We start from the raw sequence: 17,323 nt of genomic DNA, 5'->3' as shown, positions 1-17,323 counted from the left end.
GACCCATGCTGCTCGAAGTGCGCGACCTGCACGTGGAGTTCCACACCAGGGACGGGGTCGCCAAGGCCGTCAACGGCGTCGACTACTCCGTCGACGCCGGCGAGACCCTCGCCGTCCTCGGCGAGTCCGGCTCCGGCAAGTCGGTCACCGCCCAGGCCGTCATGGGCATCCTCGACATCCCGCCGGGGAAGATCACCCAGGGCGAGATCCTCTTCCAGGGCCAGGACCTCCTCAAGCTCAAGGAGGACGAGCGGCGCAAGATCCGCGGCGCCAAGATGGCGATGGTCTTCCAGGACGCGCTGTCCTCCCTCAACCCCGTCGTCAGCGTCGGCGACCAGCTCGGCGAGATGTTCCAGGTCCACCGGGGCATGTCGCGCAAGGACTCCCGGACCAAGGCCGTCGAGCTGATGGACCGGGTCCGCATCCCCGCCGCCAAGGAACGCGTCGGCCAGTACCCGCACCAGTTCTCCGGCGGCATGCGCCAGCGCATCATGATCGCCATGGCGCTCGCCCTCGAACCCGAGCTGATCATCGCCGACGAGCCCACCACCGCCCTCGACGTCACCGTCCAGGCGCAGGTCATGGACCTCCTCGCCGAGCTCCAGCGCGAGCTGAACATGGGCCTCATCCTGATCACCCACGACCTCGGCGTCGTCGCCGACGTCGCCGACAAGATCGCCGTCATGTACGCGGGCCGGATCGTCGAGCGGGCCCCCGTCCACGAGATCTACAAGGCCCCCGCCCACCCCTACACCCGGGGGCTGCTCGACTCGATCCCGCGCCTGGACCAGAAGGGTCAGGAGCTCTACGCGATCAAGGGCCTCCCGCCCAACCTGCTCGCCATCCCGCCCGGCTGCGCCTTCAACCCGCGCTGCCCCATGGCCCAGGACGTCTGCCGCACCGACGTGCCCCCGCTCTACGACGTGACCGAGTCCCCGGTGCCGCGCGCCAGCGCCTGCCACTTCTGGAAGGAGTGCCTCCATGGCTGAGGCGATTCTCGAAGTCCGGGACCTCCACAAGCACTACCCGCTCACCCAGGGCGTCGTCTTCAAGAAGCAGGTCGGCGCGGTGAAGGCGGTCGACGGGGTCGACTTCGACCTCGTCGCCGGCGAGACCCTCGGCATCGTCGGCGAATCCGGCTGCGGCAAGTCGACCGTCGCGAAGATGCTGGTCAACCTGGAGCGGCCCACGTCGGGCGAGATCCGCTACAAGGGCGAGGACATCAGCAAGCTCTCCCCGCGCGCGCTGAAGGCCGTCCGCCGCAACATCCAGATGGTGTTCCAGGACCCGTACACCTCGCTGAACCCGCGCATGACGGTCGGCGACATCATCGGCGAGCCGTACGAGATCCACCCCGAGGTGGCCCCGAAGGGAGACCGGCGCCGCAAGGTGCAGGAGCTGCTCGACGTCGTCGGTCTGAACCCGGAGTACATCAACCGCTACCCGCACCAGTTCTCCGGCGGCCAGCGCCAGCGCATCGGCATCGCCCGCGGCCTCGCGCTCCAGCCCGAGATCATCGTGGCCGACGAACCGGTCTCCGCGCTCGACGTCTCCGTCCAGGCGCAGGTCGTCAACCTCCTGGGGAGCCTCCAGAGCGAGTTCTCCCTGTCGTACGTGTTCATCGCCCACGACCTCTCGATCGTGCGGCACATCTCCGACCGGGTCGGCGTCATGTACCTCGGCCGGATCGTCGAGATCGGCACCGACGCCCAGATCTACGACCACCCCACGCACCCCTACACGCAGGCGCTGCTCTCCGCGGTGCCCGTGCCCGACCCGGAGGCCCGCGCCCACCGCGAGCGGATCATCCTCACCGGCGACGTCCCCTCCCCGGCCAACGTCCCCTCCGGCTGCCGCTTCCGCACCCGCTGCTGGAAGGCCCAGGAGCGCTGCACCCTGGAAGTCCCCGAACTCGCCGTCCCGGCCGTCTTCCGCCTCACCGACAGCCCGGCCAAGCACGACTCGGCCTGCCACTTCGCGGAGGAGAAGCAGGTGGTCCCGCCGGAGGACGGCGACGAGGAGCCCAAGTCCCTTTAACCTGCGGGCAACTCGGCGGAATCCCCTCCGATATACGGACGCGGCAGGCTCGGTGACGTACGGCCGTGCGGGTGCCGTAGGCCAGCCGGGGCGCACCACGCGCCCCGGCCGGCCGCCCGTATCCCGCCCGACTTCCCCCGTACATGCGGAACCGCTTGTTTCGCACGGTCGCGACCGTGAGTATCGGGTCCGTGACTGTGACACGCCCGGCACGTCTCACGGGCGCCGCGCTCTGCGCCGCGCTCGCCCTCATCGCCGCCGTGTGGATCCTCAAGGACCTCGCCGCGCTCGGGTCGCCCGTCGACCTCGCGTGGTACTGGGCCGGGGACCGCTCCTTCCTCCTGCGGGGGAGGTCCGCCACCTCGCTCACCGACCCGGTGCTGCTCGTCGCCTCCGCGGTCGCCGCCTTCGCCGCGCTGCGCTCCCGCCACGCGGCCTCCGTGCTCGCCGCCGTCGGCACGGTCACCCTCGCCCTGCGGCTGCCCGGGCTCTGGGCGGCGGACACCGGGGCGCTCGTCACCGCGCTCGGTGAACTGGCCCTCGCCGCCGCCCTGGTCGTCACTGCGGCGGCGGGCCGGCGGCCGCCGACCGCCGCGTACGAACAGATCCCCAGCCGGCCCCGTAAGGGCCGTGCCGTCGCCGCCGGGGTCCTCCTCGGGGCCGCCGCCGCCGTCGTGGCCCTGTGGGAGCTGCACTGGGCGACCGAACTGCCCGTCGAGGTCACCGTCGACCGGCTCACCGGCGGCCGGTCCGTCGTCAAACCCGACCTCGCGCCCCCGCCCGGCTGGCTGTCCTTGATGCTCGTCGGCCTGTACGGCACGGCCGCCGGCTCCGCCTTCGCCCGCGCCCCCCACAGCCGGGCGTTCGGCCTCCTCGCCGGCGGGTTCCTCGCTGCGGGCGGCCTCGCCGAGGTCGCACGGGCCGTCCGCCACGAGCTGGCCGCCCACTTCGGCGACCTCCCCTCCACCGAGCAGCTGAGCCTCCTCAGCGCCGTCTTCGGCCTCCTCGGCGGCATCGCGGTGCTCGTCCTCCTGGCCGGGCGCGGCGACCCGCCCCCCACTCCCGCCCCGCACGGCCCCTACGGGCGGTCCCGGCAGTACGGGGTCCCCGGGCAGCCCGGCCCGTACGGGTCCTACGAGCCCTACGGGTCGGCCCGGGCGACGCCCCCGTCCCCGCCGTCCCCGCCGCCGCCCGGCTGGTGACCCACCCGGGCGCCGGCCGGCCCGGTCACCCGCCCACGGCCAGCGACCGCTTCAGGAAGTCCACCTGGAGCAGGAGCAGGTTCTCCGCCACCTGCTCCTGCGGGGTCATGTGCGTGACCCCGGACAGCGGCAGCACCTCGTGCGGCCGGCCCGCCGCGAGGAGCGCGGACGAGAGCCGCAGCGCGTGCGCGACCACCACGTTGTCGTCGGCGAGCCCGTGCACGACCATCATCGGCCGGGCCGGCCCCTCGGGTGCCGTGAGCCCGCCGTCGGTCAGCAGCGACTGCGCCGCGTACACGTCCGGATCGTCCTGCGGGGTGCCCAGGTACCGCTCCGTGTAGTGGGTGTCGTACAGCCGCCAGTCCGTCACCGGCGCCCCCACCACCGCCGCGTGGAAGACGTCGGGCCGCTGGAGCACCGCACGGGCCGCCAGGTACCCGCCGTACGACCAGCCGCGCACCGCCACCCGCCCCAGGTCGAGCGGGAACCGCCCGGCCAGCGCGAGGAGCGCCTCCACCTGGTCGTCGAGCGTCGGCGTCAGATCACGCAGGATCGCCTTCTCCCAGGCGGGGGAGCGGCCCGGCGTCCCCCGCCCGTCCGCCACGACCACCGCGAAGCCCTGGTCGGCGAACCACCGGGACGTCAGATGCGGGTCGTGCGCGGCGAGCACCCGCTGCCCGTGCGGACCGCCGTACGGATCCATCAGGACCGGCAGCGGCCCGTCCCCCTCCGCGTACCCCGAGGGCAGCAGCACCGCGCACGGGATCCGCCGCGCGCCCGCCTCCGTGAGCCGCACCCGGGCGGAGAGCGCCGGCCGCTGCGCGTACGAGGCCACCACCGCGACCCGCTCGCCGTCCCGCAGCACCCGCGCCACGCTCCCCGGCTCCCCGGGACCCGCCGACACCAGGACCGAGACCGCCCCGGAGCGCACCGCCCCGTGCACCCCGACGCCCTCGGAGATCCGCTCGGCCCCCCGCGCCGCCGACACCCGGTACACGTGGATCTCCCCGGTCTCCGGCCCCGCGGACACCGCTCGGCCGTCGCCCGCCGAAGCGGCCTCACCCGCGGCCGCCTCACCCGCGGCCGTCCCATCCGCGGCCGTCCCATCCGACGTCGCCGTCCCGCCCGATGCCGCCGTCTCGCCCGATGCCGCCGTCTCGCCCGCCGACGCCGACACGAGCACGTCCTCCGCGCCCACGTCGAGCACCGCGCGCACGTGCAGGTCCGCCCCCGTCCACGCCTCGTCCCCCACGGCCAGGACGCGCGCCCCGCTCTCGTCCGTGATCCGCACGAGACCGCCGCCGGGCCCCCACGCCGGCACGCCCCGGTGCGCCTCCAGCCACGCCGGGTCCGCCTCCGTGCGGACGACGGAGGTGCCGCCCGCCTCCACGTCCACCGCCAGGACCAGCTGCTCCCGCTGGTCCCGGGACTGCACGAGCAGCAGCGGCGGCCCGGCCGCCGACCAGTGCACCCGCGCCAGGTACGGGTACCGCTCCCGGTCCCACCCGACCTCCGTGCGCGCCCCGTCGAGGCCCACGAGGAAGAGCCGGACCTCCGCGTTCGGCGTCCCCGCCGCCGGATAGCCCACCCGCCGCGGCTCCCGCTCCGGATGCGCCGGGTCGGCGATCCACCAGCGCCGCACCGCCCGGTCGTCCACCCGCGCCACGAGCAGTCGATCCGCACTCGGGGACCACCAGTAGCCGCGGTCGCGCCCCATCTCCTCCGAGGCGATGAATTCGGCCAATCCGTAGGAGACGTGCCCGTCCTCCGGAGCGGCCAGCTCCCGGTCGTCCGAACCGTCCGCGCCCACCACCCGCAGCGCCCCCTCCGCCACGTACGCGACGAGCCGTCCGTCCGGCGAGGGCCGGGGGTCGACCACCGGGCCCGGCACCGGCAGCTCCCGCGCCGTCCCCGCCCGCAGCTCCGCCGCGAACAGCCGCCCCGACAGGGAGAACGCCGCCAGCTCCACCGCCCCGTCCACCGCGTACGTCACGATGCCGCCGGAGCCCTCCCTGCTCCGCTCCCGGCGCGCCAGCTCCTCCGGCGACGGCTCCTCCGCCGCCCCGGCGAGCAGCGCCCCGGGGTCGGCGGCCACCCGCTCCGCGGGAACACCGCCCGGCGGCAGGTCGAGCACCCACAGCCGGTGCGAGCGGTCCGTGCCCGAACCTGACCGGACGAACACCACCCGCTCACCGTCCGGGGACACCGAGAACCCCCGCGGAACCCCCAGCGTGAAGTGCTGGGTTCGGGCGAGCCGACGCGGGAAGGAGAGCGGGACCGAGGGTGCGGCCGACTGCCGTCGAGTCGAGGTCATGCGGCTGAAAGTAGCGCCGTGCGCCCCCCTCGTGCCTCCGTCCGCCGATCGATGCGATGGCACGGATAGTTATGATCCGTAGCGCTAGGTGGGTATGCACCCGACTGGCACATGCTCGCTGCCCTGTCCGCTCGAATATCCGACCGAAGAAGTGTGGAGGTGAACCGCCGTGGCACTCTCGATTTCGGCGGTGGTGCTGCTGGCGATCGTCGTCTTCCTGCTGATCCGGAAATCCGGGTTGAAGGCCGGCCATGCGGCGGTCTGCGCGCTCCTGGGCTTCTACCTGGCGAGCTCGTCCATGGCCTCGTCGATCAGCACCCTCACGACGAACGTGGCGAGCATGATCGGCGGCCTCAAGTTCTGACCCGGCCGGGCACCCCGCAGGGGGTGCCACGGGATCGGCGCCCCCGTGGGAGGGGTCTCGTAGGGTAGGGCCATGACCGATCTCCCCGCCCGTCGTCTGCTCCTCGTGCACGCGCACCCGGACGACGAGTCGATCAACAACGGCGCCACCATGGCCAGGTACGCGGCCGAGGGCGCCCTTGTCACCCTGGTCACCTGCACGCTCGGCGAGGAGGGCGAGGTCATCCCGCCCGGCCTCGCCCACCTGGCCCCCGACCGGGAGGACCGGCTCGGCCCGCACCGCGTCGGCGAACTCGCCGCCGCGATGCGCGAGCTGGGCGTCACCGACCACCGCTTCCTCGGCGGCCCCGGGCGCTTCCGCGACTCCGGAATGATGGGCGTCGAGCAGAACGGGCGCGACAACGCCTTCTGGAACACCGACGTCGACACGGCCGCCCCGTACCTCGTCGAGGTGATCCGCGAGACCCGCCCGCAGGTCCTGGTCACCTACGACCCCGACGGCGGCTACGGGCACCCCGACCACATCCAGGCCCACCGGGTCGCCACCCGTGCCGCCGAACTCGCCGCCGACCCCGGCTACCGGCCCGACCTCGGCGCCGCCCACACGATCGCCAAGATCTACTGGAACCGCGTCCCCCGCCCCGTCGTCGAGGCCGGATTCGCCCGACTCCGGGCCGAGGGCTCCGCCTTCCCCGCCGTCGCCGCCGTCGGCGACGTCCCCGGTGTCGTCGACGAGGACCGGATCACCGCCGAGATCGAGGCCGGCCCCGAGCACGCGGCCCGCAAGAGCGCCGCGATGGCCGCGCACGTCACCCAGGTCGCCGTCGACGGCCCCTTCTTCGCCCTCTCCAACGACCTGGGCCAGCCCATCTTCACCACCGAGTACTACGAGTTGGTCCAGGGCACCCCCGGCACCCCCGCAGGCGTCCGCGAGACCGACCTCTTCGCGGGGGTGACCGCGTGAGCACCCCCTCCTCCGACGCCGAGCCGAACCCGAAGCCGAAGCCGGGCTCCAAGCCGGGCTCCGAGCCGAACCCGAAGGCGCACGCGAAGGCGCGCTCGAACGCGGCCCCGGCGACGGCCGGCAAGGCGACCGCCGAGAAGGCCGCGAAGCCCTCCCGGACGCCCGACCCGATGCCCTCCAAGGCCGCCCGATACGTCTGGTACGGGGTCCTCTTCGTCCTCGGCGCCCTCGTCGGGACCGCCGGCGCCCTCGTCCAAGCCGCCTGGCTCCCCTTGGGCTTGGTCCTCGCCCTCCTGGCCACCGCCGCGCTCTTCTACGGAGGCCTGCGCGCCACCGGCACCCAGGTCGCCGTCGCCGCGGCCGGCGGCGGCTGGCTCGTCGCCATCGTCCTGCTCAGTTTCGGACGCCCCGAGGGTGACGGGGCGTTCGGCGGCGGCGTCGGTGAGCTGCTCTTCCTCTTCGGGGGAATGGCGGCCGCTGTGATGTGCACCACGCTCTCCCGGCTGCCCCGACCGACCCCGTGAACAGCACGACTTGAGACCGGGGACGTCCCGACTTCGGCCGGAATGCCCGTCGTGCGTCACCCGGGGGTCGGGTACAAGACGGCGGCGGCCAGTATGGTGGTGCGCGCCGCCGAACCGCCCGGGTCATCACGAGCATCTGCAAGAGCGGGCGGTGGAGCCAACCGGGAGATCCTGCTTTGAGTCGTGAATCTGGTCGAGAGACTGACAGTTCGTCCTCCGGCGCCCAGGGGCGCGGTGGAGCCGCGTACCCCTCGGGTACCCCGCCGTACGGATCCCGCCAGTATCCGTCGCTCCACCCCACGCAGGACGCGCCGGAGGAGACCCCCGTCGCGCCCGTGCTGCCGGAGGAGCCCAAGACCGAGACGACCCTGACGACCCGGATCCGGATCAACATCCCGGGTTCGCGGCCGATCCCGCCGGTCGTGGTCCGCCAGACGGTCAACGAGGCGCCCGCTCCGGACCCCGAGCCCGAGCCGGCCCCCGTCGCGGAACCGGAGCCCGCGCCCGCGGCCGCCCCCGAGGCGCCGCAGGCCGAGGAGGCCCCGAAGGCGAAGGAGACCAGCGACTGGTTCGCGCCGCGCAAGGCGGCCCCGCCCGCCGCCCCGGCCGCCCCCGCGCTTCCCGTCGCCCCGGCGCCCACCCTCAAGCCCGGCCCGCAGGCCACCGGCCCGGACACCCAGGGCACCGGCTTCGCCGGCTCGGCGACCTCCGGCGTACCGACGGTCGGCAACACCCCGTCGAGCCGCCCGGTCACCGCGCCCCAGTCCGGCAACCCCCTCTACGAGAGCGGGACCCCGGCGGCCGGCACCCCGATGTACGACGGCACCCCCGCGGGCGGTACGCCGATGTACGACGGGACGCCCTCGGGCGGTACCCCGATGATGTACGACGGCACTCCGGCCGGCGGTACGCCGATGTACGACGGCACCCCCGCGGGCGGCACCCCGATGTACGACGGGACCCCCGCCGGCGGCACCCCCGCCTACCGGGGTCCGGGAGCGGCGGCCCCGACCGGCCCCACCACCGGCCCGGTCACCGGCACCGCCGACCTCGGCGGCCCCGGCCCCTTCCAGGGGCCCGGCCAGGGCCAGGGTCAGGGACCTGGTCAGGCCCCCGGGCAGCCCCAGGGCCGGCCCGGAGCGCGGGGCGCGGGCTCGCCGTTCCCCGGCGGCCAGGCACCCCGCATGTCGGACGACACCGCGATCCTGACCCCGCAGGCACCCGCCCCGACGGCCGGACGCGCACCCGCGGCCGGCCAGGGCGCGGCGGCCGACGGCGGCGCGGGCCACGTCTCCGGTGACACGCTCACCAGCGGCATCCCCGTGGTCCCGCCGGGCGCGGTCCGACCGAACCTCGCCCCGCGCGTCGACGAGCAGCGCACCCCCGCGCCCGCCCCGGCACCGCGCCCGGCGCCCGCGCCCGCCCCGGCGAAGAAGAGCCGCTCGAAGCGGGTCCTCGTCGCCGCCGGAGTCGTCGGCCTGGCCGGCGTCGCCTACGGCGCCGGACTGCTCCTCAACCACTCCGACGTCCCGAAGGGCACCACCGTGCTCGGCGTGGACATCGGCGGCGGTACGAAGGAGGAGGCCGTCAACAAGCTGGAGAAGGCCCTCGGCGCGCGCGCCCACGCGCCGCTCCAGCTCAGCGTCGGCGGCACGAAGGTCCAGCTCGCCCCCGACAAGGCGGGTCTGGCGCTCGACAGCCAGGAGACCGTCCGCGCGGCCGCCGGCAGCGACTACAACCCCGTCTCCGTCATCGGCTCGCTCTTCGGCGGCGAGCGGGTCGCCAAGCCGGTCTTCCCGGTCGACCGCGAGAAGCTCGCCGTCGCCCTCACCGACCTGGCCGGCAGCTCGGCCTCGGCGACCGAGGGCACGATCCTCTTCGCGCCGAACAAGGTGACCCCGGTCCCGGGCAAGCCCGGCAAGGGCCTGGACGTCCAGCGCTCGATGATCTCCGTCCAGGACGCCTTCCGCGCCCAGGTCGAGACGGGTCAGGGCAAGCTCGTCGAACTGCCCGTGACCACCCGCCAGCCGTCGGTCACCCAGGCCGAGCTGGACCGGGCGATGAAGGAGTTCGCCACGCCCGCGATGTCCGGCCTCATCCGGATCCAGGCGGGTGGCAAGAAGATCGACTTCGGTCCGGCGCGTTCGCTGCCGCAGATCCTCTCCATGAAGGCCGTGGACGGCCGACTGGTCGAGGTCTACGACAAGAAGGCGATCGACCGGCTCCTCGACGGCGCCTTCGACGGCATCATGATCACCAAGGGCGACGGCGCCAAGCACCAGGTCTCCGCCGACGACGTCGCCTTCGTCATGCGCGACGCCCTGCGCGGCAAGACCCTCGCCGAGCGCACCAAGACCATCGACCTCAGCGGCGAAGGCTGATCCCACCCGCGCCCGGCCCCGAGCCCCCGTCCCACCCGGGACGGGGGCTCACCGCGTCCCGCCCGCGTACGCTCACGGCGCCGCTCCCACGCGGGCTCGCCGCGTCGCGCCCCCACCCGCGTACGCGCTCACCACTCGCCCCCGTACCGCTCCTTCCTCGCCCTCAGCCACGCCTCGACCTCCCGGCGCTCGCGCGGTGACGCGGCCCGCAGGTCGTCCGCCCGGATCGTCGCCACGAACCGCGTGAACCGCACCCGCCGCTGCACCCCGTCGACCCCGATCACCTTCCCCGGCCCGTAGACGTCCGTCCCCGTGTGCGCGACGAAACTGCCCGTGCCGTGCGCGGTGCCCATCAGTGCGCCACCACGACCGCCGAGAGCGCGAGCGCGCCCGGCAGCGCCTGCGCGAACAGGATCCGCCGGTTCGCCGTCGCGGCGCCGAAGATCCCCGCTACCACGACGCAGCTCAGGAAGAACACCCGCGCCTGGAAGCCCGTCGGGTCGTCGGCGATCAGGCCCCACACGAGCCCGGCGGCCAGGAACCCGTTGTACAGGCCCTGGTTCGCCGCCATCGGCGCCGTCGCCCGCGCCATCCCCGCGTCGAAGCCCGAGAACCCCCGCCCCGTCTCCCGCTCCCACAGGAACATCTCCATCACCAGGATGTACACGTGCAACAAAGCAACGAGGGCCACAAGAATGTCCGCGGTCAAAGGCATGGCCGCATTCTGCCCCCGCCCGCCCCTCCACCGGCGCGTGACGCGGGCGAGCCGCGGACACGTGTCGGTGCCGCCCGCCGTTCACGCTCGAAAACGAGTCGTCAGCGCGACGGGTGTTCGCGTAGGGTCACGGGCAAGGGCGGGGCCGTAGCACAGAGGTAGTGCGCCGCGACAGCATCTCGGAGGACACCGGTTCGAATCCGGTCGCCCCGCCCCCTTGGGACTCTCGGCGCTAGTTCAGGAGCGCTCTGGCGGCCTGGGCGCGCCGGCGGATGGCGGTGGCCGATTCGGGATCGACCGCGTCCATGACTTCCGCGTAGGCCTCCATCTCGACGGCTCCCCTGAGGAACTCCCCTCGTTGCACGAAGAGTTCGGCGCGCTCGTAGCGGAGTCGGGCCGGGTGGGAGGGGAGGAGCAGGGAGAGCTCCACCGCCCAGAGGGCCACGTCGGAGCGTTCGGGGCGGGAGGCGGCCCAGGCGCGGATGTTGTTGAGGATGCGCAGCACGATGGCGCCGGGTTCGGCCGGGCGGAGCATCGAGCGGTCCAGCGCCTCGCCCGTCGCACTGGCCACGAGCAGCTCGGCGTCCGCGCCGGTCATGGTGCGCCCGCCCGCGAAGGGGTCGGCGAGGTTCAGGTCGGCGGGGTCGCCGAAGCCCACGACGAAGTGGCCGGGCAGCCCGAGCCCGTACACCGGGGCGCCGGCCCGGCGGGCGACCTCCATCCACACGACGGAGAGCAGGATCGGCAGGCCGCGGCGGCGCCGGAGCACCTCGTGCAGGAGCGAGGACTCCAGGCGCTGGTAGTCCGCGGGCACGCCTTCGAAGCCCTCGTGGACACCGAGGAGCGCGGCGAGTTCGGTCGCCCAGTCGCCGGTGATCCGGGTGGCGTACGGGACGAGCCCGGCGAGGCGGTCGAGCTCGATCTCCGCCTCGTCGAGGGTGTGCCGGGTGACCGTGGGGTCGGCGACCGCCCCCACGAGCAGGCAGAGCCGTGCGAGGTCCGGCCGTTCGGCCCGCGCCTCCTCGGCGAACTCCCGCCGCCAGTCGGTCACCTCGTCCGGGCCGAGGTCGCCGGCGCCCTCGGCTCCGGCGTCCGGCGGTCCTTCCTCCGTCACGCCTCCGCCCATCGGTAGTGGTGGTAGTGGTGATGGGCCGCGAAGCCCATCCCGTCGTACAAGGCCAGGGCGGCGTCGTTGTCCGCCTCCACCTGGAGCCAGGCCGCCGACGCGCCCTCGTCCAGCGCCCGCCGGGCGAGCGCCGTCATGACGGACGTCGCCAGGCCGCGGCGCCGGTGGGCCGGGTCGACCTCGACGGCCATGAAGCCGGCCCAGCGTCCGTCGACGACGCAGCGGCCGATCGCCGCCGGTACCCCTCCCGTGCCCGCCACGGAAGCGAACCACACACTCGGGCCGGAGGCGAGGACGGTGCGGACCGCGGGGCTCGCCTCCCCGGAGCGCTGGTACCTGCCGAGCCAGGCGTCGTCGACCGTCCGGGACAGGCGGACGGCGGAGACGTCGGCGTCGAGGTCGCCGATCGGGGCGAGGGCCGCGATCCGCACCTCGGCGGACACCTCGCGCCGCCAGCCGTGGCGGTCGAGTTCGGCGCACAGGAGCTCCTGGGTCCCCTCGGCGCCGGTCGCGGTCTGGACGTACGCGGGAAGGCCCCGGGCCGCGTACCAGTCCCGTACGCGGTGCAGCGCCTCGGTCACCGGGAGCCCGGGGTCACCGAGCGGCAGCGCGGAGTTGGCCCGCCGGGTGAACCCGACCCGCGGACCGGCCGCCGCCCCTCCCGGGCGCGCTCCGCGCGGCGCGTCCCGGTAGGAGGCGCGCAGGGTCCACTCGCCGAGGGGTTCGCTCTCGACGGGCTGCCACGCGCGCGCGGTGGCCCTGGCCAGCTCGGGGAAGGTGGCGGAGGGCCCGCGGCGGCGGGCCGGGGCGGCGGGGACGACCTTCCCCGCGACCAGCGAGGACTCCTCGACCCGGACGGTCGCGCCGTCCTTCCGTGTGATCAGGAGCACACCGGCGTCCCATGATGTGAGAACTCCGACCGCATCGGTGTATTTTCCGCCCGCTTCCGGTGCGTCCGTCACGCACCGAACGGAGACACGTTTCCCCACGTCAGCGCTGGTGATTCGGACTTCCAGGCGTCCTCCGCCGGTGAATTCCACAGCTTCTCCGCCCCTCCTGTTCGGATCGCCCCCAAGAACGGAGATACTAGGGGCGGGCATCGACGACGCCGCGCTCCCGCGCAGACCAGCCCTATCGAGGAGGAACGACAGCGTGACTTACGTCATCGCGCAGCCTTGTGTCGACGTGAAGGACAAGGCGTGCATCGAGGAGTGCCCCGTCGACTGCATCTACGAGGGCAAGCGGTCCTTGTACATCCACCCGGACGAATGCGTCGACTGCGGGGCCTGTGAGCCGGTGTGCCCGGTCGAGGCGATCTTCTACGAGGACGACACCCCGGAGGAGTGGAAGGACTACTACAAGGCGAACGTCGAGTTCTTCGACGACCTCGGTTCGCCCGGTGGCGCCTCCAAGCTCGGCGAGATCGAGCGTGACCACCCCTTCATCGCCGCCCTGCCGCCGCAGAACGGCTGATCGACCGCATCCGGTCCCGTACGGCCTCGGTCGCCGTACGGGACCGAGGCGTTTTCCCGTACGTAAGAGGAAGTGAGAGCCAACCCGTGAGCGCAGTCTCTTCGCGCCTGCCCGTCTTCCCCTGGGACAGGCTGGAGCCGTACAAGAAGACGGCCCTGGCGCACCCGGACGGAATCGTGGACCTCTCCGTCGGCACCCCCGTCGACCCGGTCCCCGCGCTGATCCAGGAGGCCCTGGTCGCGGCGGCGGACTCGCCGGGCTATCCCACGGTGTGGGGGACGAAGGAGCTGCGGGACGCGCTCACCGGCTGGTGCGAGCGGCGGCTGGGCGCGGTGGGCTTCGCCCACGAGAACGTGCTGCCCGTGGTGGGCTCCAAGGAGCTGGTGGCCTGGCTGCCGACGCAGCTGGGGCTCGGTGCCGGCGACAAGGTGGCGTACCCGCGCCTCGCCTACCCGACGTACGAGGTCGGCGCGCGGCTCTGCGGCGCCGAGCCCGTCGTCTACGACGACCCCACGGAGCTCGACCCGGCGGGCCTGAAGCTGCTCTGGCTCAACTCCCCGTCCAACCCGACCGGCAAGGTCCTCGGCAAGGACGAGCTGACCCGGATCGTGGCCTGGGCGCGCGAGCACGGGATCCTGGTCTTCTCCGACGAGTGCTACCTGGAGCTGGGCTGGGAGGCCGACCCGGTCTCGGTCCTGCACCCGGACGTCTGCGGCGGCTCGTACGAGGGCGTCGTCGCCGTCCACTCGCTGTCCAAGCGCTCCAACCTGGCCGGTTACCGGGCCGCCTTCATCGCGGGCGACGCGGCCGTCCTCGGCGAGCTGCTGCTGATCCGCAAGCACGGCGGCATGATGACCGCGGCGCCGGTGCAGGCGGCGACGGTCGCGGCGCTCGGCGACGACGCGCACGTGGCCGAGCAGCGCGGGCGGTACACGGCCCGGCGCGCGGCGCTGCGGGCGGCCCTGGAGGCGCACGGCTTCCGGATCGAGCACAGCGAGGCGAGCCTGTACCTGTGGGCGACCCGGGACGAGCCGTGCTGGGACACCGTGGCGTACCTGGCGGAGAAGGGCGTCCTGGTGGCGCCCGGCGACTTCTACGGCGAGGCCGGGGAGCGGTTCGTGCGGGTGGCGTTCACGGCGACGGACGAGCGGGTCGAGGCGGCCGTCAAGCGCCTGGCCTGAGCCGGTGGGACGCCGGAGGGCCCGGAGAGCTTTCGCTCTCCGGGCCCTCCGTGCGTGGTGGCGCGGGTCGGCCGACGGTGCGGGGCGCCGGTCGGCCGACGGTGCGTCGTGGCGCGGGTCAGCCGAGGGGCAGGCCGCCGAGCGGCGCGGCGCCGAGGGCCTGGCCGGTGGGCAGGCCGCCGAGGCCGCCGCCGAGGGCGCCCCCGGTCGGCCCCTCGGCGCTCTCGGCGGCGGCGCCGGCGGTCTTGCCGACGACCTCGCCCGCGCTGCCGGCGGTGTCGCCGGCCACCTTCTGGGCGGCCGGGGTGGCGGTCCTGCCCGCCGCGCCGACGGCCTTGCCCGCGGCGGGGACGGCCGTGCCGACGGCCTGGCCGCCGGTGGCGCCGACGACGCCGGTGGTGGTCTGGGAGGCGCTGTCGACGGCGCCTCCCGCACCGGCGGCGTCCAGGGCGGTGACCCCGCCGAGGGCGCCGGTCGGGACGATGCCGTGGTCCAGGGCGCTCGCGGAGCCGGCCGCACCGACCACGGGGGCTGCTCCGGCCGCGATGAGGAGGGCGGCGCGGGCGATCCGACGGGTCAGGGGGAGGGACATGGTGCTCCTTCGACGAGGTGCGACGTGTTCGTTCGGACGCAGTGACAACCGGCCCTGGGGCGGGAGAGGTTGCGGAGGTCGAAGGTAAAGAATTGGCAATGCGTCGTATTGTCGGGTGGGGAGGAAAACGGACGAACGCGTCATTGCGAAAGCGTCTGCCGAACCGTCACTTCCCTTGCCCAGTAAGGGACTTGAGGGGTTCGAAAGGCGCACGGGAATTCCCGCGCGAACGCGTCTCGAATTTCCCGCACCCCGGACCGGGGGCATGCCACCGCCGAGTGAACGGTCGTACGCGTGACCGCCTACTGCGCGAGCCGGACGCGGACCGATTCCCCGCCGGAACCCCCGCCGGCCTTCCCGTCCACCGCTCCGTCCGCGAGCGGCCCCGAGGACTTCGACCAGCCGCCGTCGGCCTCGCCCGCGCGCCACACCCGGCCCCGGTAGACGACCTCCGCGACGCGCAGCTCGTCCGCCCGCGCCACCGCCCACTGCGCCAGCTCCCAGCCGCGCCGCTCGTCCGCCCCGGGAGCCGCCCCCGACCCCGCCCGCACCGGCAGCGAGAGCACCACGGGCTCCGCCGCCGACCGGCCCGCGCTCGGACCGCCCGTCACCGCCTTCGGCGCCGCCTTCTCGCCGAAGGCGCGCACCAGCTCCGCGCGGAACCGCTCGGGATCCCCCGGAGCCCCCTCCACCTTGCTCGTCGAGCAGATCAGCGCCGCCGCCGACCGGCCCGTCAGCGCCGCCGACAGCAGCGTCGCGTCCGGCTCGTGCTTCGCGTACGCCTGCGGGAAACCGCTCCGCTGCACCTTCTGCGCCGCCACCGTCAGCGGCAGCCGCGAGTACCCGGGGACCTTCTCCAGGCCCTCGTAGAACTTCCCCGCCGAGTACACCGGGTCCATGATCTGCGCCGGCGTCCCCCAGCCCATCGAGGGCCGCTGCTGGAACAGGCCCAGCGAGTCCCGGTCGCCGTGCTCGATGTTCCGCAGCGCCGACTCCTGCAGCGCGGTCGCCAGCGCGATCGTCACCGCCCGCTCCGGCAGCCCGCGGGTCGTGCCCACGGCCGAGATCGTCGCCGCGTTGGACGCCTGCTCCAAGGTGAACTCGTACTTGTTCGCGCCGCTGCCCACCGTGCAGCGTGGCGCGCCCTTGCTCCCCGTCACCTGGTGGACGGCCACGTAGGAGGCGAGGCCGAGGAGCACGGCGAAGGCGGCCGCGGAACGGGCGAGGCGGCCGCGACGGCGGGGGCGGGTGGGCTCGGACACGGGCCCACCGTACTGGAGGGCGGGTTAGGGTCGGCACATGGCAGACATCACCCCGCTCGACGGCCCCCTCGACCTGTTCCAGGACGGGGCCGCGCTCACCGCCGCCCTCGTCGACTTCCCGTCCGTCAGCGGGACCGAGCAGCCGCTCGCGGACGCGATCGAGCAGGCCCTCCGCCTCCTGCCCCACCTCACCGTCGACCGGTACGGCAACAACGTCGTCGCCCGCACCCGGCTCGGCCGCGGCGAGCGGGTCGTCCTCGCCGGCCACATCGACACCGTGCCGATCGCCGGCAACGTGCCCTCGCGGCTCGACGAGGACGGCATCCTGTGGGGCTGCGGCACCACCGACATGAAGTCCGGCGTCGCCGTCCAGCTCCGGATCGCCGCGACCGTCCCCGAGCCCAACCGCGACCTCACGTTCGTCTTCTACGACAACGAGGAGGTCGCCGCCGACCTCAACGGCCTCGGCAAGATCGCCGCCGCGCACCCCGACTGGCTCGAAGGCGACTTCGCCGTCCTCCTGGAGCCCTCCGACGCCCAGGTCGAGGGCGGCTGCCAGGGCACCCTCCGCGTCATCCTCCACACCGCCGGCGAGCGCGCCCACTCCGCGCGCGCCTGGATGGGCTCCAACGCCATCCACGCCGCCGCCCCGATCCTCGCCCGCCTCGCAGCCTACGAGCCGCGCAAGCCGGTCATCGACGGCCTCCAGTACCACGAGGGCCTCAACGCCGTCGCGATCCAGGGCGGCGTCGCCACCAACGTCATCCCCGACGCCTGCACGGTCACCGTCAACTTCCGCTACGCCCCCGACCGCTCCCCGGCCGAGGCCCTGGCGTACGTCCGCGACTTCTTCGACGGCTGCGACATCGCCGAGTTCGTGGTCGACGACGAGAGCCCCGGCGCCCTGCCCGGCCTCTCCCACCCGGCCGCCGAGGCCTTCATGAAGGCCGTCGGCGGCAGCGCGCAGCCCAAGTTCGGCTGGACCGACGTCGCCCGCTTCAGCGCCCTCGGCGTGCCCGCAGTCAACTACGGGCCCGGCGACGCGATCTACGCGCACAAGGTCAACGAGCACGTCGTCGTCGACCGGATCCACCACTGCGAGGCACGACTCCGCGACTGGCTGACTGCCTGACTTCCGTAATTTCGCGTTTCGTCACCTCTGTCGGCCTACTCTGACCGGACCAGAAGA

The 17,323-nt window shown here is 74.0% G+C and carries 17 protein-coding genes and 1 tRNA gene; 11 read left to right on the top strand and 7 right to left on the bottom strand.

Translation table 11 applies throughout. The annotated features are described in order from the left end of the window. The first annotated feature begins 5 nt into the window (after window positions 1-5). The 3 genes from ACIQFX_RS03705 (at window position 6) to ACIQFX_RS03695 (ending at window position 3,239) form a co-directional block, all read left to right on the top strand. Window positions 6-989 (top strand): ABC transporter ATP-binding protein, encoded by a 984-nt coding sequence (locus ACIQFX_RS03705; RefSeq protein WP_402458650.1) that lies wholly within the window; start codon window positions 6-8, stop codon window positions 987-989. Beyond that, on the top strand, window positions 982-2,037 hold the full coding sequence (locus tag ACIQFX_RS03700; protein WP_402458648.1) for an ABC transporter ATP-binding protein: 1,056 nt from the start codon (window positions 982-984) through the stop codon (window positions 2,035-2,037). The genes ACIQFX_RS03705 and ACIQFX_RS03700 overlap by 8 nt, the downstream gene beginning before the upstream one ends. A gap of 191 nt (window positions 2,038-2,228) precedes the next feature. Next, complete coding sequence (locus ACIQFX_RS03695) at window positions 2,229-3,239, top strand: hypothetical protein (RefSeq protein ID WP_402458646.1); 1,011 nt, start codon at window positions 2,229-2,231, stop codon at window positions 3,237-3,239. Between the two features lie 25 nt (window positions 3,240-3,264). Here ACIQFX_RS03695 and ACIQFX_RS03690 read toward each other — a convergent pair whose 3' ends face one another. Continuing rightward, a complete protein-coding gene (locus ACIQFX_RS03690; protein ID WP_402458645.1) occupies window positions 3,265-5,553 on the bottom strand; it encodes a prolyl oligopeptidase family serine peptidase in 2,289 nt (762 codons plus the stop codon). A gap of 169 nt (window positions 5,554-5,722) precedes the next feature. Between ACIQFX_RS03690 and ACIQFX_RS03685 the strand changes: the two genes are divergently transcribed. The 4 genes from ACIQFX_RS03685 to ACIQFX_RS03670 all read left to right on the top strand — a co-directional run bounded on the left by ACIQFX_RS03685 (window position 5,723) and on the right by ACIQFX_RS03670 (window position 9,785). Further along, on the top strand, window positions 5,723-5,917 hold the full coding sequence (locus ACIQFX_RS03685) for a hypothetical protein (protein WP_367822525.1): 195 nt from the start codon (window positions 5,723-5,725) through the stop codon (window positions 5,915-5,917). Window positions 5,918-5,989: 72 nt separating this feature from the next. Further along, on the top strand, window positions 5,990-6,880 hold the full coding sequence (mshB, locus tag ACIQFX_RS03680; RefSeq protein WP_402458643.1) for an N-acetyl-1-D-myo-inositol-2-amino-2-deoxy-alpha-D-glucopyranoside deacetylase: 891 nt from the start codon (window positions 5,990-5,992) through the stop codon (window positions 6,878-6,880). Further along, window positions 6,877-7,404: a DUF6113 family protein gene (locus tag ACIQFX_RS03675; RefSeq protein ID WP_402458641.1), complete on the top strand. Its 528-nt coding sequence runs from the start codon at window positions 6,877-6,879 to the stop codon at window positions 7,402-7,404. The genes mshB and ACIQFX_RS03675 overlap by 4 nt, the downstream gene beginning before the upstream one ends. A gap of 335 nt (window positions 7,405-7,739) precedes the next feature. Beyond that, on the top strand, window positions 7,740-9,785 hold the full coding sequence (locus ACIQFX_RS03670; RefSeq protein WP_402458640.1) for a hypothetical protein: 2,046 nt from the start codon (window positions 7,740-7,742) through the stop codon (window positions 9,783-9,785). A gap of 128 nt (window positions 9,786-9,913) precedes the next feature. Here the strand turns inward: ACIQFX_RS03670 and ACIQFX_RS03665 are convergent, their stop codons facing one another. Beyond that, window positions 9,914-10,138, bottom strand: a complete 225-nt coding sequence (locus ACIQFX_RS03665) for a hypothetical protein (RefSeq protein WP_402458638.1) — start codon at window positions 10,136-10,138, stop codon at window positions 9,914-9,916. Further along, window positions 10,138-10,500 carry a DUF1304 domain-containing protein gene (locus tag ACIQFX_RS03660; RefSeq protein ID WP_402458637.1) on the bottom strand — a complete coding sequence of 121 codons (363 nt, stop codon included), beginning with the start codon at window positions 10,498-10,500 and terminating at the stop codon, window positions 10,138-10,140. The genes ACIQFX_RS03665 and ACIQFX_RS03660 overlap by 1 nt, the downstream gene beginning before the upstream one ends. A gap of 139 nt (window positions 10,501-10,639) precedes the next feature. Between ACIQFX_RS03660 and ACIQFX_RS03655 the strand changes: the two genes are divergently transcribed. After that, window positions 10,640-10,714 (top strand) — tRNA-Leu (locus ACIQFX_RS03655). Window positions 10,715-10,732: 18 nt separating this feature from the next. On the opposite strand, the gene ACIQFX_RS03650 is transcribed toward ACIQFX_RS03655, so the two are convergent. Continuing rightward, window positions 10,733-11,614, bottom strand: a complete 882-nt coding sequence (locus tag ACIQFX_RS03650) for a tetratricopeptide repeat protein (protein ID WP_402458635.1) — start codon at window positions 11,612-11,614, stop codon at window positions 10,733-10,735. After that, the gene (locus ACIQFX_RS03645) at window positions 11,611-12,666 is read right to left on the bottom strand and encodes a GNAT family N-acetyltransferase (protein WP_402458633.1); all 1,056 of its coding nucleotides are present in this window, start codon (window positions 12,664-12,666) and stop codon (window positions 11,611-11,613) included. The genes ACIQFX_RS03650 and ACIQFX_RS03645 overlap by 4 nt, the downstream gene beginning before the upstream one ends. A gap of 112 nt (window positions 12,667-12,778) precedes the next feature. On the opposite strand from ACIQFX_RS03645, the gene fdxA reads away from it, so the two are divergent. Then, on the top strand, window positions 12,779-13,099 hold the full coding sequence (gene fdxA / locus ACIQFX_RS03640; protein ID WP_030207635.1) for a ferredoxin: 321 nt from the start codon (window positions 12,779-12,781) through the stop codon (window positions 13,097-13,099). 86 nt (window positions 13,100-13,185) lie between these two features. Further along, window positions 13,186-14,280 (top strand): bifunctional succinyldiaminopimelate transaminase/glutamate-prephenate aminotransferase, encoded by a 1,095-nt coding sequence (locus ACIQFX_RS03635; RefSeq protein ID WP_402458631.1) that lies wholly within the window; start codon window positions 13,186-13,188, stop codon window positions 14,278-14,280. A 118-nt stretch (window positions 14,281-14,398) separates the two neighbouring features. Here ACIQFX_RS03635 and ACIQFX_RS03630 read toward each other — a convergent pair whose 3' ends face one another. Beyond that, window positions 14,399-14,872 (bottom strand): ATP-binding protein, encoded by a 474-nt coding sequence (locus tag ACIQFX_RS03630; RefSeq protein ID WP_402458630.1) that lies wholly within the window; start codon window positions 14,870-14,872, stop codon window positions 14,399-14,401. 302 nt (window positions 14,873-15,174) lie between these two features. Next, on the bottom strand, window positions 15,175-16,134 hold the full coding sequence (locus ACIQFX_RS03625; protein ID WP_402458629.1) for a hypothetical protein: 960 nt from the start codon (window positions 16,132-16,134) through the stop codon (window positions 15,175-15,177). Between the two features lie 37 nt (window positions 16,135-16,171). Here ACIQFX_RS03625 and dapE point away from each other — a divergent pair, with 37 nt between their 5' ends. Then, complete coding sequence (gene dapE, locus ACIQFX_RS03620; protein ID WP_402458627.1) at window positions 16,172-17,266, top strand: succinyl-diaminopimelate desuccinylase; 1,095 nt, start codon at window positions 16,172-16,174, stop codon at window positions 17,264-17,266. Window positions 17,267-17,323: the final 57 nt, after the last annotated feature.

Source organism: Streptomyces sp. NPDC093089 (assembly GCF_044754405.1).
In the GTDB taxonomy this organism is placed as follows: Bacteria; Actinomycetota; Actinomycetes; order Streptomycetales; family Streptomycetaceae; genus Streptomyces.
The sequence above is the reverse complement of the archived record's forward strand: the minus strand, read 5'-3'. Positions and strand labels throughout refer to the sequence as shown.